The 15,326-nt window shown below is 60.7% G+C and carries 13 protein-coding genes; 5 read left to right on the forward strand and 8 right to left on the reverse strand.

Annotated features, from left to right (window positions below; translation table 11 throughout):
- Positions 1 to 101: 101 nt before the first annotated feature.
- The 8 genes from pdxJ to lptF form a co-directional block, all read right to left on the reverse strand.
- Entirely contained in the window at positions 102 to 845 is a 744-nt protein-coding gene (pdxJ, locus tag ACW9IB_RS06715; RefSeq protein WP_457412878.1) for a pyridoxine 5'-phosphate synthase, read from the reverse strand.
- A gap of 51 nt (positions 846 to 896) precedes the next feature.
- Positions 897 to 1,586: a DNA repair protein RecO gene (gene recO / locus ACW9IB_RS06720; RefSeq protein ID WP_457412879.1), complete on the reverse strand. Its 690-nt coding sequence runs from the start codon at positions 1,584 to 1,586 to the stop codon at positions 897 to 899.
- 144 nt (positions 1,587 to 1,730) lie between these two features.
- Entirely contained in the window at positions 1,731 to 2,633 is a 903-nt protein-coding gene (era, locus tag ACW9IB_RS06725; protein ID WP_457368990.1) for a GTPase Era, read from the reverse strand.
- On the reverse strand, positions 2,626 to 3,315 hold the full coding sequence (rnc, locus tag ACW9IB_RS06730; RefSeq protein WP_457368991.1) for a ribonuclease III: 690 nt from the start codon (positions 3,313 to 3,315) through the stop codon (positions 2,626 to 2,628). The genes era and rnc overlap by 8 nt, the downstream gene beginning before the upstream one ends.
- Before the next feature lie 152 nt (positions 3,316 to 3,467).
- Positions 3,468 to 4,322, reverse strand: a complete 855-nt coding sequence (lepB, locus tag ACW9IB_RS06735; protein ID WP_457368992.1) for a signal peptidase I — start codon at positions 4,320 to 4,322, stop codon at positions 3,468 to 3,470.
- A 5-nt stretch (positions 4,323 to 4,327) separates the two neighbouring features.
- Positions 4,328 to 6,127: a translation elongation factor 4 gene (gene lepA / locus ACW9IB_RS06740; protein WP_457368993.1), complete on the reverse strand. Its 1,800-nt coding sequence runs from the start codon at positions 6,125 to 6,127 to the stop codon at positions 4,328 to 4,330.
- A 151-nt stretch (positions 6,128 to 6,278) separates the two neighbouring features.
- Positions 6,279 to 7,358, reverse strand: coding sequence for an LPS export ABC transporter permease LptG (lptG, locus tag ACW9IB_RS06745; protein ID WP_457412881.1), 1,080 nt, complete (start codon positions 7,356 to 7,358; stop codon positions 6,279 to 6,281).
- Entirely contained in the window at positions 7,351 to 8,469 is a 1,119-nt protein-coding gene (gene lptF / locus ACW9IB_RS06750; RefSeq protein WP_457368995.1) for an LPS export ABC transporter permease LptF, read from the reverse strand. The genes lptG and lptF overlap by 8 nt, the downstream gene beginning before the upstream one ends.
- A gap of 286 nt (positions 8,470 to 8,755) precedes the next feature.
- Between lptF and ACW9IB_RS06755 the strand changes: the two genes are divergently transcribed.
- The 5 genes from ACW9IB_RS06755 to rlmF all read left to right on the forward strand — a co-directional run bounded on the left by ACW9IB_RS06755 (position 8,756) and on the right by rlmF (position 15,288).
- Complete coding sequence (locus ACW9IB_RS06755) at positions 8,756 to 10,246, forward strand: leucyl aminopeptidase (protein WP_457412883.1); 1,491 nt, start codon at positions 8,756 to 8,758, stop codon at positions 10,244 to 10,246.
- Between the two features lie 51 nt (positions 10,247 to 10,297).
- Positions 10,298 to 10,726 carry a DNA polymerase III subunit chi gene (locus ACW9IB_RS06760; protein ID WP_457412884.1) on the forward strand — a complete coding sequence of 143 codons (429 nt, stop codon included), beginning with the start codon at positions 10,298 to 10,300 and terminating at the stop codon, positions 10,724 to 10,726.
- Positions 10,727 to 10,733: 7 nt separating this feature from the next.
- Complete coding sequence (locus ACW9IB_RS06765) at positions 10,734 to 11,123, forward strand: DNA polymerase III subunit chi (RefSeq protein WP_457368998.1); 390 nt, start codon at positions 10,734 to 10,736, stop codon at positions 11,121 to 11,123.
- 150 nt (positions 11,124 to 11,273) lie between these two features.
- Positions 11,274 to 14,120: a valine--tRNA ligase gene (locus tag ACW9IB_RS06770; RefSeq protein ID WP_457412886.1), complete on the forward strand. Its 2,847-nt coding sequence runs from the start codon at positions 11,274 to 11,276 to the stop codon at positions 14,118 to 14,120.
- Between the two features lie 145 nt (positions 14,121 to 14,265).
- Positions 14,266 to 15,288 (forward strand): 23S rRNA (adenine(1618)-N(6))-methyltransferase RlmF, encoded by a 1,023-nt coding sequence (gene rlmF, locus ACW9IB_RS06775; RefSeq protein WP_457412888.1) that lies wholly within the window; start codon positions 14,266 to 14,268, stop codon positions 15,286 to 15,288.
- Positions 15,289 to 15,326: the final 38 nt, after the last annotated feature.

Raw genomic sequence — 15,326 nt, forward strand, 5'->3', positions numbered from 1 at the left:
TGCGGTGGGTCAGTCATAGATGTGTCAACTGAACCACCGCATTCGCGAGCAAGCCCGCTCCCACATTTTTTGATCTTCAGTGGCTTTTAGACTGTGTTAGATCAAATCTTGGCAGCCGCCAGGATCAGCGCTTTCATCTCGGCCACAGCCCCCTTGAAACCGACGAACAGGGCATGGGCCACCAGCGCATGGCCGATGTTCAGTTCGTTGATGCCTTTGATTGCGGCTACCGCTTCAACGTTGTGGTAGTGCAGGCCGTGGCCGGCGTTGACGATCAAGCCTTCCTTGAGGCCACAGCTCACGCCGTCGATGATACGTTGCAGTTCATCAGCCACTTCGGTTGGCGTGGTCGCATCGGCGTAGCGCCCGGTGTGCAGTTCGATTGCCGGTGCGCCAACGCGGCGCGAGGCTTCGATCTGACGCTCGTCGGCATCGATAAACAGCGAAACCTCACTGCCGATCTTCGACAGCCGCTCCACCGCCGCCTTGATCCGCGCCTCTTGGCCAGCCACGTCGAGGCCGCCTTCGGTGGTCAGTTCCTGGCGGGTTTCCGGCACCAGGCAGATGTGCGCCGGACGGATGCGCTCGGCAAACTGCATCATTTCTTCGGTGACGCCCATTTCGAAGTTCATGCGGGTTTGCAGCACGTCCTTGAGCACCAGCACATCACGCTCCTGGATGTGGCGACGGTCTTCGCGCAGGTGCACGGTGATGCCATCGGCGCCTGCTTCTTCGGCGTCCAGCGCGGCCTTGACCGGGTCCGGGTAACGGGTGCCCCGGGCCTGACGCAGGGTGGCGACGTGGTCGATGTTGACGCCAAGAAGAATGCGATTGCTGGTGGTCACGGAAGCGCTCCTGAAAAGGGAAAGAAACGCCGCACAGCATACACGGGGTTGTCAGGGCTTTCGAAACAACTCGCGGCTGACCAGCGGCCGTCCGCCCAAATGCACGGCCAGGGCCTGGCGCATCAGGCGCTTGGCAGCGGACAAGGCGCCGGGCGCTGTCCAGTCGGCCTCGCTCATGGCCAGCAACTCGGTGCCCTGGAACAGACCGGGTTGAAGCAGGTAGACACGTTCAAGACCCGCGTCCACTTGCAGGCGGTACATGCCGTCAGCGGCGATGGGCTCGCCGTGCAAGTCATTGGCCAGCTCAAAGCCGTAGCCCAAATCATCGAGCAGGCGCCATTCGAAGGCGCGCAGCAAGGGCTCGAGCGGGCGGCCTTCGGCAAGGGCGAGCAAGGTGGCGGCATAGTGATCGAACAGCCCCGGGTGCGGATCCTCGGCGGGCAGCAGGCGGGTCAGCAGTTCATTGAGGTACAGGCCACTGAACAACGCATCGCCGTTGAGCCAGGCGGAGGTACCGACGCTTTCCATGCGCCCGACGTTTTTCAGCTCGCCCTTGCCGCGAAACTCCACGTCCAGGGCCACAAATGGTCGCGCCAGCGTACCCGCCTTGCCCCGCGCGCTGCGCAGCACCGCACGCAAGCGACCCTGGGGCGTAAGGAAGTCCACCAGAGCACTGGTCTCGCGGTAGGCGCGGCTGTGCAGGACGTAGGCGGGTTGGCTGGGGAGTGGGGATTGGGACATGGAAGCCTCATTGCAGAACTCAAGAACAGCAACAAACCAATGTGGGAGCGGGCTTGCCCGCGATAGCTGTAGTGAATTCACCACCGCTATCGCAGGCAAGCCAGCTCCCACACAAGCCCGCTCACACAGAGGTTCCGCAGTGTGTCAGAGGTCGCCGTAGCCCAGGGAGCGCAGCGCACGCTCGTCATCGGACCAGCCGCCCTTAACCTTCACCCACAGGTTGAGCATGATCTTGGAGTCGAACAGCAACTCCATATCCTTGCGCGCCTCGGTGCCGATGCGCTTGATGCGCTCGCCCTTGTCACCAATGATGATTTTCTTCTGGCCATCGCGCTCGACGAGGATCAGCGCATGGATATGCAAGGTCTTGCCCTGCTGCTTGAACTCTTCGATTTCAACGGTGATCTGGTACGGCAACTCGGCGCCCATCTGGCGCATGATTTTCTCGCGCACCAGTTCGGCGGCAAGGAAACGGCTGCTACGGTCGGTGATCTGGTCTTCCGGGAAGAAATGCTCGTTCTCCGGCAGGTGCTCGGCAATCACACGTTCCAGGGCATCGAGGTTGTGCCCGTGCTGGGCCGAGATCGGGATGATCTGCGCGTTCGGCAACTGCTCCTGCAACCACGTAAGGTGCGGCATCAGCTCGGCCTTGTCTTCGATGCGGTCGGTCTTGTTCAGCGCGACGATCAGCGGGCCGGTGACGTACTGCACACGCTCCAGAACCATCTGGTCTTCTTCGGTCCACTTGGTGCGGTCGACCACGAAGATCACTACGTCCACGTCTTTCAACGCCGCGGAAGCGGTCTTGTTCATGTAGCGGTTCAGAGCCTTTTCGCCGCCCTTGTGCATGCCCGGGGTGTCGACGTAGACCGCTTGCACGTTGCCTTCGGTCTTGATGCCCAGCATGTTGTGGCGGGTGGTCTGCGGCTTGCGCGAGGTGATCGCCAGCTTCTGGCCCAGGATGTGGTTCAGCAGCGTGGACTTGCCCACGTTGGGACGGCCGACGATGGCAACATAGCCACAGCGCGTTGCGGTTGATTCAGTCATGGCCATTCTCCACGCCCAGGGCAATCAGTGCTGCTGCAGCCGCTACCTGTTCGGCAATACGACGGCTCACACCCTGACCTCGGCTTTTTTCGTTCAGTAAGGTGACTTCACATTCCACGAAGAACACGCGGCAATGGGGCTCACCCTGGATATCCACCACTTCGTAGCGTGGCAGTTCACACCCGCGGGACTGCAGGAATTCCTGCAGGCGGGTCTTGGGGTCTTTGTTGGTGTCGACCAGCGTCAGGCTCTCGATCTCGGAGGTCAGCCACGCGGTGACACGTTCCTTGGCCGCTTCGATACCCGCATCGAGGTAGATCGCGCCGATCAACGCTTCGAGCGCATCGGCCAGGATCGATTCGCGGCGAAAACCACCGCTTTTCAATTCGCCGGAGCCCAGGCGCAGGTATTCACCCAAGCCAAAGCCACGGGCCAGCACGGCCAGGGTCTCGCCCTTCACCAGGCGTGCGCGCAAGCGCGACAACTGGCCTTCACGGGCCTGGGGAAAGCGTTCGAACAACGCCTCGCCTGCGACGAAATTGAGGATGGCATCACCGAGGAATTCCAGGCGCTCGTTATTGCGCCCTGCAAAGCTGCGGTGTGTGAGGGCAAGGACCATCAATTCCTGGTCCTTGAAGGTGTAGCCGAGCTGGCGCTCGAGGCGGCTTAAAGAAACGCTCACGGTTTACCCATATCTGTTTGGTGGCACCGGCGGCCATCGACGATTGACGCAGTGTTCAAATTCAAATCCTGATTGGTACGGCATGGGGGCAGGCCATGAATTGTCCCTCCCCCAGAAAAGCATTCGGCGCTGTGATCACAGCGCCGCCTGTATTACTTGATCAGCCCGACCCGCGAGAAGTTCGGCAGGTGACTGAGCTTCGGTTCCGGCCAGCTCATCCAGACCGCGAAGGCCTTGCCGACGATGTTCTGGTCGGGAACCATGCCCAGCAGGTCCTTGGGAATGTTGGGATCATCCCAGTAACGGCTGTCATTGGAGTTGTCACGGTTGTCGCCCATCATGAAGTAGTGCCCGGCAGGCACCTTCCATTCGGTGTCAGGCGGCGAACGGTAGCGGCTCATTTCCTTGCGGATTTCGTGCTCCACCGCACCGAGTTTTTCCTGGTACAACTCGGCGCTGCCCAAGGTGTTCGGCTCGGCACCCAGCAGTTTCTCGGCCACCGACTCACCGTTGATGAACAGCCGCTTGTCGCTGGTGTAGCGAATCACGTCGCCCGGCAGCCCCACCACACGCTTGATGTAGTTGACGTTCGGGTCGCTCGGGTAGCGGAACACCATCACATCGCCACGCTGCGGATCACCGACTTCGATGATCTTCTTGTCGATCACCGGCAGACGGATCCCGTAGGAAAACTTGTTCACCAGGATGAAGTCGCCCACATCCAGGGTAGGTTTCATCGACCCCGAAGGAATCTGAAACGGCTCCACCAGGAACGAACGCAGCACCAGCACGATGAACAACACCGGGAAGAACGACTTGCCGTATTCAACCAGCAAGGGTTCCTTGTTCAGCTTCTCGATCACCACGCCATCGGGCTGGCTGACGCTGCCCTGATAGGACGCGATAGCCGCCCGCCGACGCGGGGCGAAGAACACCAGATCGAGCAACGCCAGGAAACCACAGACGGCTACGGCGATGACCAGCAACAGCGGGAAATTTAGCGACATAGGACCTAACTATCCAACCTGAGCACCGCAAGGAAGGCTTCTTGTGGAACTTCCACGTTACCTACTTGCTTCATGCGTTTTTTACCGGCCTTTTGCTTCTCGAGCAGCTTGCGCTTACGACTGACGTCACCGCCGTAGCATTTGGCCAATACGTTCTTTCTGAGTGCCTTGACGGAGGTCCGCGCAATGATCTGCCCGCCAATGGCGGCCTGGATCGCGACGTCGAACATCTGGCGCGGAATCAGCTCTTTCATCTTCTCGGTCAACTGCCGACCTTTGTAGTGCGCGTTGTCCTTGTGCACGATCAGTGCCAGGGCATCCACCTTGTCGCCGTTGATCAGCACGTCCAGTTTCACCAGATTAGCCGATTGGTAGCGATCGAAATGGTAGTCCAGCGAAGCATAGCCGCGACTGGTGGACTTGAGACGGTCGAAGAAGTCCAGGACCACTTCGTTCATCGGCAAATCGTAAGTCACTTGCACCTGGTTACCGAGGAACAGCATGTCGTGTTGCACGCCACGCTTCTCGATGCACAGGGTAATGACGTTGCCCAGGTGTTCCTGCGGCACAAGAATATTGGCCCGCACGATAGGCTCGCGCATATCGTCGATGGAGGACACGTCCGGAAGCTTGGACGGGTTGTCCACGTAAATCGTTTCACCGGTTTTCAGCAACAGCTCAAAAATAACCGTTGGCGCGGTGGTGATCAGGTCCAGGTCGTATTCGCGCTCGAGGCGCTCCTGGATGATTTCCATGTGCAGCATGCCCAGGAAGCCGCAGCGGAAACCGAAGCCCAACGCATCGGAGCTTTCCGGGGTGTATTGCAGGGAAGAGTCGTTGAGGGTCAGCTTTTGCAGCGCCTCGCGGAAGTCTTCGAAGTCGTCGGAACTGACCGGGAACAGACCCGCGTACACCTGTGGCTGAATGCGCTTGAAGCCTGGCAGCACGTCCACTTCAGGGGTGGAGCTCAGGGTCAGGGTGTCACCCACCGGTGCACCATGAATGTCCTTGATGCTGGCGATGATGAAGCCCACTTCACCGGCTTTCAGATCAGCGGTGGCGGTGTGCTTGGGGTTGAACACGCCCACGCTGTCGACCAGATGCACCTTGCCGGTGGACTTGACGAGGATCTTGTCGCCTTTCTTCACGCGACCGTTGCGCACGCGCACCAGGGAAACAACGCCCAGGTAGTTGTCGAACCAGGAGTCGATGATCAAAGCTTGCAGCGGACCTTCGATTTCGCCGGTCGGCGCCGGAATGGTCTGCACCAGGCGTTCGAGCACTTCGTCGACACCCAGGCCGGTCTTGGCGCTGCAGGTCACGGCGTCCGTGGCGTCGATGCCGATGATCTTCTCGATCTCGTCCTTGACGCGCTCGGGCTCGGCCTGGGGCAGGTCGATCTTGTTCAGTACCGGCATCACTTCCAGGCCCTGCTCGATTGCCGTGTAGCAGTTGGCAACCGATTGCGCCTCGACGCCCTGGCCGGCGTCCACCACCAGCAGCGCACCTTCACAGGCCGCCAGGGACCGGCTGACTTCGTAGGTGAAGTCGACGTGGCCCGGGGTGTCAATGAAGTTCAGCTGATAGGTGATGCCGTCTTTGGCCTTGTAATACAGGGTAACGCTGTGGGCCTTGATGGTGATCCCGCGCTCGCGCTCGAGGTCCATGGAGTCCAGCACCTGGGCTTCCATTTCACGCTCGGCGAGGCCGCCGCACATCTGGATGAATCGATCGGCCAGCGTCGACTTGCCATGGTCAATGTGGGCGATGATGGAGAAATTGCGGATATGACTCAAATCACTCACGGGTCAACACTCAAAAAGGCTGCAGGCAGATTGCCCGCCGAAAAATAGCCGGGAATTGTACCTGATGCTCAGCCCAGACGTCATCTTTGCTGACCAGAACAAAAATGCCCCGGCAGGGAGACCGGGGCATTTTTTGTTCATAAGCGCGGTATCAACCGGCCCGGCGTAGCAGCCAGAAGCCGGCCAGGGCACAAATGGCCGTCGGTACCAGCACCGCAAACAGCGGCGAGAAACCGAACACCAGGCTCGAAGGGCCGAGCAGATCCTGAGCAATACGGAAGGTGAAGCCCACCAGCACACCAGTGAATACGCGCTGACCCAGGGTCACCGAGCGCAGCGGACCAAAGATGAACGAGATGGCCATCAGCACCAGCGCAGCGGTCACCACCGGCTGCAACACTTTGACCCAGAACGCCAGCCAGTAACGGCCATTGTTCAGCCCCTGATCCTTCAGATAGTGGATATACCCCCATAGCCCGGAGATCGGCAGGCTTTCGGGGATCATCACGACCGTACTGAGCAATTGAGGCTTTAGCGCAATGTCCCACTGCTCGGTCGGCACGTTGATCACTTCAGTACTGGCCTTGGTGCCTTGGCCGACATTGCGGAAGTAAGTAGTGGTGATATCGGTCAGTTGCCACTTTTCGTCAGTGTATTGCGCACGTTTGGCGAAACTGGACGACAACAGGTGACGCTCCTTGTCGAAGGTGTAGCGCGTCACCCCAATCAGCAGGCCGCCAGGTTGCACGGCGTTGATATGAATGAACTCGTCACCCTGACGGTGCCACAGGCCATGCTTGGAACTTTGCGCGTCACCCGAACCCTGGGCCAGGGCGCGGTTGGCCTGGGCCGTGGTTTCGGACGGCGGCGCCACGTATTCACCAATCAGCACGCTGCACAGCATCAGCAGCAGCATGGGTTTCATCACCGCCCAGACGATACGACCGATGGACACGCCCGCCGCACGCATGATGGTCAGTTCGCTGTTGCTGGCCAGGCTGCCCAGGCCGATCAGGCAGCCGATCAGCGCTGCCATCGGCATCATGTCGTAGAGACGGCGCGGCGCGGTCAGGGCGACGAAGCTCAATACATCCCAAACCGTGTAGGTATCACTGACATTGCCCACTTCATCGATGAAGGCGAACAACGACGCCAACCCAAGAATGATGCCCAACACCGCCAGGATGGCGATCAGTACGCTGCTACCAATGTAGCGATCGAGCTTAGCCACGAGCCAACTCCTTCTGGCCGCGACGGCTCATCATTTTCAAGCGGATCGGCTCCCAGTAGAGCAACCCAAGGCCGATGGCCAGGAAAATTGCGTGTACCCACCACAGACCCAGGGTCGGCGACAGCTTGCCCTTCTCCAGGGAGCCACGGGCGGAAATCAGGATGGTCAGATAAGCCATGTACAGCAGGATTGCCGGCAACAGCTTGAGGAAACGGCCCTGGCGCGGATTGACGCGCGACAGCGGCACAGCCATCAGGGTCACGATAAACACCAGCAACGGCAGGGAAATACGCCATTGCAGCTCGGCGATGGAACGCAGTTCCTTGCTGCCCAGCAGGTCGGGCGTGGGGATGGCGTCGCGGTCGGTCACTTCATCGCTGACGTCCGGGCGAGCCAGCATCACGCCATAGGTGTCGTACTGGATAGCACGGTAATCGGCCTGACCAGGGCTGCCGTCATAGCGATAGCCATTTTCGAGGATCAGGTAACGGCTGCCGTCCGGACGCACTTCCTGGCGACCGGAATCGGCCACCAGCACGGAAATGCCACGGTCTTTCTTGTCCTGACCCAGGCGCTTCTCGGAAATGAACACCCCGCCCAGGTTGGCACGGTCATCGGTCAGGGTTTCGGTGTAGGTCACCCGCGTGCCGTCATTGAGTGCCTGGAAACGGCCCGGCTCGAGAGTGTCGAACTCGGTCATGGCGTCCTGCTTGTTGAGTACCAGCTGGAATTGCATCGCGCCCTGGGGCGCCAGGCTCAGGCTCAGCCAGGCCACGATCAGCGCGACACCGGCGGCCGGGATCATGGTCATGCCCAGCAGGCGCTGCTGGCTCATGCCGGTGGCCGACAAGACGGTCATTTCGCTTTCGAGGTACAACCGGCCATAGGCCAGCAGGATCCCGAGAAACAGCCCCAGGGGCAGGATCAGTTGCAGGAAGCCCGGCAGGCGAAAGCCCATGATCAGGAACAGCGACCCCGGATCCAGGGCCCCCGAAGCAGCCTGGGCCAGGTATTTGACGAAACGACCACTCATGATGATGACCAGCAATACCGCACTCACGGCACTCAGGGTCAACAGGACTTCGCGGGACAGATAACGGAAGACGATCAAACCAGACACTCCAGGGTTGTCAGGCTAAGGCGGCCAAACAAGCAAGCATACCGAGTCAGCCTGTTTGCACCAGGCCGACTAAAAAGATGGCGCATTATCCTGTGATTGACCGCGCCTGTCACTGCGCAACCTCGCGCACATGCACAAAGCTGCCGCCAAGGGTTGTCAGCCTCCGCTGGCGAGGTTCAAACTGCGGCCTTTGTCGCTGGCGGTTTACACAGCCGCCAAGCTTTAAAGCCTGGGTACAGACGCCAGGCTCTCAAGACCTTTATAAAGGGACCCGAACATGGAATTGGTTGTAAAAAGCGTTAGCCCCGAAACGTTGAAAACCGCCACCCTCGTGGTCGCTGTCGGCGAAGGCCGCAAGCTCGGCGTTGCCGCCAAACAACTCGACGAACTGAGCGGCGGCGCCATCAGCGCGGTCCTCAAGCGTGGTGACCTGGCCGGCAAAGTGGGCCAGAGTCTGCTGCTGCAAAGCCTGCCCAACCTCAAGGCCGACCGCGTATTGCTGGTGGGCGTGGGCAAGGACGCCGAACTGGGCGACCGCCCGTTCCGCAAAATCGTCAGCGGCATTCTGACTACCCTCAAAGGCCTGGGCGGCAGCGATGCAACCCTGGCGCTCGATGAAATCGTGGTCAAAGGCCGCGACAGCTATGGCAAGACCCGCCTGCTGGCTGAAAGCCTGGTGGACGGCGGTTACATCTTCGACCAGTTCAAGAGCCAGAAAGCCGAACCCCGCGCCCTGAAGAAAATCACCTTGCTGACCATCAAGGCGGCACAGGCTGAAGTCCAACGAGCCGTCACCCATGCCACGGCCATCGCCAACGGCATGTCGTTCACCCGCGACCTGGGCAACCTGCCGCCGAACATCTGCCACCCGACGTTCCTTGGCGAACAGGCCAAGGCACTGGGCAAAGAGTTCAAGGGCCTGAAGGTCGAAGTGCTGGACGAGAAGAAGATCAAGGAACTGGGCATGGGCTCGTTCTATGCCGTAGGCCAGGGCAGCGACCAGCCACCACGCTTGATCGTGATGCAATACAACGGCGGCAAAAAGTCCGAAAAACCTTACGCCCTGGTGGGTAAAGGCATCACCTTCGATACCGGCGGCATCAGCCTCAAGCCGGGTCTGGGCATGGACGAAATGAAGTACGACATGGGCGGTGCCGCCAGCGTGTTCGGCACCCTGCGCGCCGTGCTGGAGCTGAAACTGCCGATCAACCTGGTGTGCATCCTGGCCTGCGCCGAGAACATGCCGAGCGGCGGCGCCACCCGTCCGGGCGACATTGTCACCACCTTGAGCGGCCAGACTGTCGAAATCCTCAACACCGACGCCGAAGGCCGCCTGGTGCTGTGCGATGCCCTGACCTACGCCGAACGCTTCAAGCCGCAGGCCGTGATCGACATCGCCACCCTGACCGGCGCCTGCATCGTCGCCCTGGGTTCCCACACCTCGGGCCTGCTGGGCAACAGCGACGAACTGATCGAGCAACTGCTCAGCGCCGGTAAAGCAGCCGACGACCGCGCCTGGCAACTGCCGCTGTTCGACGAATACCAGGAACAGCTGGACAGCCCGTTCGCCGACATCGCCAACATCGGTGGCCCGAAAGCCGGCACCATCACGGCCGCCTGCTTCCTGTCGCGCTTTGCCAAAAACTTCAACTGGGCCCACCTGGACATCGCCGGCACCGCCTGGACCAGCGGCGGCAAGGACAAGGGCGCCACCGGCCGTCCGGTGCCGTTGCTGACCCAGTACCTGCTGGATCGCGCCAAGGCCTGACACTGAAGAATCCGGGGCGGCCCTCACGCCACCCCGGTCTCGGGAACCGCAATGACCCAAGTCGACTTCTATATCCTGCCCAGCGCCGACCCGCTCGCGCGCCTGGACTTCGCCTGCAAACTCACGGAAAAAGCCTGGCGCATGGGCCACCGCATCTACCTGCATTGCAGCGATGCCGCCCAGCGTGACGAGCTTGACGCACGCCTGTGGCGCTTCAAGGGCGAAAGCTTTGTGCCCCACGGCCCCGCCGAGTCGGAACCCGAAGGCCTGGTGGTGCTGGGTTTGGGCAATAGCTGCGGCGATCACAAGGACCTGCTGGTCAACCTGGACCTGAAAGTGCCGTCCTTCGCCAACTCTTTCGCCCGCGTGGCCGAAGTGGTGGTGGAAGACCCGGCTATTCGTCAGGCCGCGCGGGAGAGTTTCCGTTTCTATCGGGAACAGGGCTATCCTTTGCAGGATCACCGGCTACAACGACTTTGAGTACACGATGGACACGCCAAATCCTCTAAAAAAAGATGACCACCTGCTGGATGACCTCGAGTCGATCCGCCAGTTGTTGGGTGATGATGACTTGCAACCGCCGCTGCTGACCGAATCGGTCGAGGGCGAGGTACAGATTCCGCTGTTGTTCGATATGGTCGGCGGCAAACCCGCAGCGCCGGAGCCTGCCGAGGCAGCGCCCATTGCAGAAGAAGCCCCCGCTGCGGTTGAAAAAGCCCCGGACGCCCTGCTGCTGCACCTGGACAACGAGCTACGCGCCGCTGCGCAACTGATCATGCAGGACGTGATCGACGACTTTGCCCCGCATATCGAGACCGAGATCAAGCGTCGGCTGGATGCGCGGATGGAGCGGTTGCTCAGCCAGTACCAATCCTGAGACAGACAAAGATCGCCTGTGGGAGCTGGCTTGCCTGCTCCCACATTGTTATGCATCGACCTTTAGACCGTCTTCAACTCGCCCTCCACGCCCTGCCCCGTTATACTTGCCGGCTTTCCTGAATAAATGCCAACTAGGGTCCCGCCGCGCATGGATAAGACCTACCAGCCGCACGCTATCGAAACTTCCTGGTACCAGACCTGGGAATCCGAGAATTATTTCGCCCCGCAAGGCGCGGGCGATTCCTACACCATCATGATTCCGCCACCGAACGTCACTGGCAGCCTGCACATGGGCCATGGCTTCAACAATGCGATCATGGACGCGTTGATCCGTTTCCGCCGCATGCAGGGCCGCAACACCCTGTGGCAGCCAGGCACCGACCACGCCGGTATCGCCACCCAGATGCTGGTGGAGCGTCAACTCGAAGCCACGGGCCAGAACCGCCACGACCTGGGCCGCGAGAAATTCCTGGAAAAAATCTGGGAATGGAAGGACCAGTCCGGTGGCAACATCAGCCGTCAGATCCGTCGTCTGGGTTCGTCCGTCGACTGGAGCCGCGAGCGCTTCACCATGGACGACGGCCTTTCGGAAGCCGTAAAAGAAGCCTTCGTACGCCTGCACGAAGACGGCCTGATCTACCGCGGCAAGCGCCTGGTCAACTGGGACACCAAGTTGCACACGGCGATTTCCGACCTCGAAGTGGAAAACCACGACGAGAAAGGCTTCCTCTGGAACCTCAAGTACCCATTGGCCGACGGCGCCAAGACCGCTGAAGACAATGACTACCTGATCGTCGCCACCACCCGTCCGGAAACCATGCTCGGCGATTCCGCCGTCGCGGTTAACCCGAACGACGCGCGTTACCAGGCCCTGATCGGCAAGTTCGTCGAGCTGCCGCTGGTTGGCCGTCGCATCCCGATCATCGCGGACGACTACTGCGACCCTGAATTCGGCACCGGCTGCGTGAAAATCACCCCGGCCCACGATTTCAACGACTATGAAGTCGGCAAGCGTCACAACCTGCCGTTGCTGAACATCTTCGACAAGAACGCCTCCGTGTTGCCGGCCTGCCAGGTGTTCAACCTGGACGGTACGCTGAACGAGAGCATCGACGGCAAGATTCCGGCTGAATTCGCCGGCCTCGACCGTTTCGAAGCACGCAAGCAGATCGTTGCCGCCTTCGACGCCGCCGGCCTGCTGATCAGCGTCGACGACCACGGCCTGAAAGTGCCGAAGGGCGACCGCTCCGGCACCGTGATCGAGCCGTGGCTGACCGACCAGTGGTACGTGTCCACCCAAGCGCTGGCCGAACCGGCCATTGCCGCAGTGGAAGACGGCCGCATCCAGTTCGTGCCCAAGCAATACGAAAACATGTACTTCTCGTGGATGCGCGACATCCAGGATTGGTGCATCAGCCGTCAGCTGTGGTGGGGCCACCGCATTCCGGCCTGGTACGACGCTTCGGGCAAGGTTTACGTGGGCCGCGACGAAGCCGAAGTGCGCGCCAAGCACAACCTCGGCCCGGACGTTGCGCTGCAACAGGACAACGACGTACTGGACACCTGGTTCAGCTCGGGCCTGTGGACCTTCTCCACCCTCGGCTGGCCGGAAAAAACCGACGCCCTCAAGACCTTCCACCCGACCGACGTGCTGGTATCGGGTTTCGACATCATTTTCTTCTGGGTTGCCCGGATGATCATGCTGACCATGCACCTGGTGAAGAACGAGGATGGCACGCCGCAGGTCCCGTTCAAGACCGTCTACATGCACGGCCTGGTGCGCGATGGTCAGGGCCAGAAGATGTCCAAGTCCAAGGGCAACGTCCTGGACCCGCTGGACATCATCGACGGCATCGACCTGGAATCCCTGGTGCAGAAACGCACTTCGGGCCTGATGCAGCCAAAACTGGCGAAGAAGATCGAGAAGCAGACCCGCGACGAATTCGCCGATGGCATCGCCAGCTACGGCACCGACGCACTGCGTTTTACCTTCTGCTCGCTGGCGTCCACCGGTCGCGACATCAAGTTCGACATGGGCCGCGTCGAAGGCTATCGCAATTTCTGCAACAAGATCTGGAACGCTGCACGCTACGTGCTGGACAAAGGCGAAGACTGCGGTCAGAACGGCGAAGCCGTCGAATTGAGCCTGGCCGATCGCTGGATCATCTCGCAATTGCAGCGCACCGAAGCCGAAGTGACCCGCCAGCTCGACCAGTTCCGTTTCGACCTGGCCGCGCAGTCCTTGTACGAGTTCATCTGGAACCAGTATTGCGACTGGTACCTGGAACTGTCCAAGCCCGTGCTGTGGGACGAAAACGCGCCAATCGAACGCCAGCGCGGCACTCGCCGCACTCTGGTGCGCGTGCTGGAAGTGGCGCTGCGCCTGGCGCACCCGTTCATGCCGTTCATCACCGAAGAAATCTGGCAGCGTCTCGCGCCGCTGGCCGGCATTCAGGGCAAGACCATCATGCTGCAACCTTGGCCGGTGGCCAACGAATCGCGCATCGACGAAGCCGCCGAAAGCGATATCGAATGGCTCAAGACCCTGATGCTCGGCACGCGCAACATCCGCGCCGAAATGAACATCGGACCAGGCAAGCCACTGGCGGTGTTCGTGAAGAACGCCAGCGCTGAAGATCAGCGCCGTCTTGGCGAGAACGATGCGCTGCTCAAGAAGCTGGCGAAGCTGGAGTCCATCACCGTATTGGCAGCCGATGCCGAAGCACCGCTGTCTGCCACCGCCCTGGTCGGTGAGATGGAAGTGCTGGTGCCAATGGCCGGCTTGATCGACAAGGGTGCGGAACTGGCCCGTCTCGACAAGGAAATCGCGCGCCTGCAAGGCGAAGTGCAGCGAGTGGGCGGCAAGCTGTCCAACGCGGCGTTCGTCGACAAGGCGCCGGCCGAGGTGATCGAGAAGGAGCGCGCCAAACTGACCGAGGCCGAACAGGCGCTGGGCAAGCTGGCGGAGCAACATGCGCGGATTTCGAGCCTGTAAGGTGCGAGTCGCTTAAAAAGAGACCTTCGGGTCTCTTTTTTTTTGCCTTGAAAACATCACGCCCAGCTGAACACCCGTAGTTGACCGGGTTGAGCTCAGGATGTGTGACAATGTCCGCCACTTTGAGTCCAGTACCCGAATCATCATGACCGCCCCAACCTCGCCCAAACCACCCCGCAAGAAGCCCAACGCCGTGACGCCGGCCAAGCCCGTCACGGTGCGCAAAGAAGCCACCTTGCACCCACGCAATCGCCATCAGGGCCGTTACGACTTCCCGGCGTTGATCAAGACCACGCCGGAGCTGGCGAAATTCGTGATCATCAACCCCTATGGCAAGGAAAGCATCGACTTCGCCAGCCCGGATGCAGTGCGCGTCTTCAACCGAGCGCTGCTGAAAGCGTTCTATGGCATTCAGCACTGGGACATCCCGGCCGACTACCTGTGCCCGCCCGTACCAGGTCGCGCCGACTATGTGCACTTCCTCGCCGACCTGCTGGCCAGCGTCAACGAAGGCGTGATTCCCCGCGGCGCGCCAGTGAAGGTGCTCGACGTGGGCATGGGCGCCAACTGCGTCTACCCGCTGATCGGCTACAGCGATTACCGCTGGCACTTCCTCGGATCCGAGATCGACGCCACCGCCCTGGCGTCCGCCAAGGCCATTGTGCAATCCAACGGGCTGAACAAGGCCATCCAATTGCGCCAGCAAACCAACCCCAAGCAGATCCTGCTGGGCCTGCTGGAGCCGGGCGAACGGTTTGACCTGACGATGTGCAACCCACCCTTCCATGCCTCGCTGGAGGAAGCCACGCGGGGTAGCCAGCGCAAATGGCGTGCTTTGGGCAAGGCCGATCCAAAACGCAAGTTGCCGGTACTGAACTTCGGTGGCCAGGCGGCCGAGCTTTGGTGTGAGGGCGGCGAAGCGCGATTCGTCACGCAGCTGATCGCTGAAAGCGCGCAAATCGGCCATCGGGTCTTGTGGTTCAGCACCCTGGTGTCAAAAGCATCGAACCTGCCAGCCATCGAAACCGCACTGAAAAAGGCCGGCGTGCTGGAAAGCCAAGTGGTGGAGATGTCTCAGGGGCAGAAACAGAGTCGTTTTGTCGCCTGGACCTTCCAGACCCACAACGAACAACAGGTGTGGCGCCAAGGCTGGGCGCCCAAGCGCTGATAAATCACAGGCAACAAAAAACCGTGCCTGGATCGCTC

This window comes from Pseudomonas sp. SDO524_S393 (assembly GCF_054071875.1).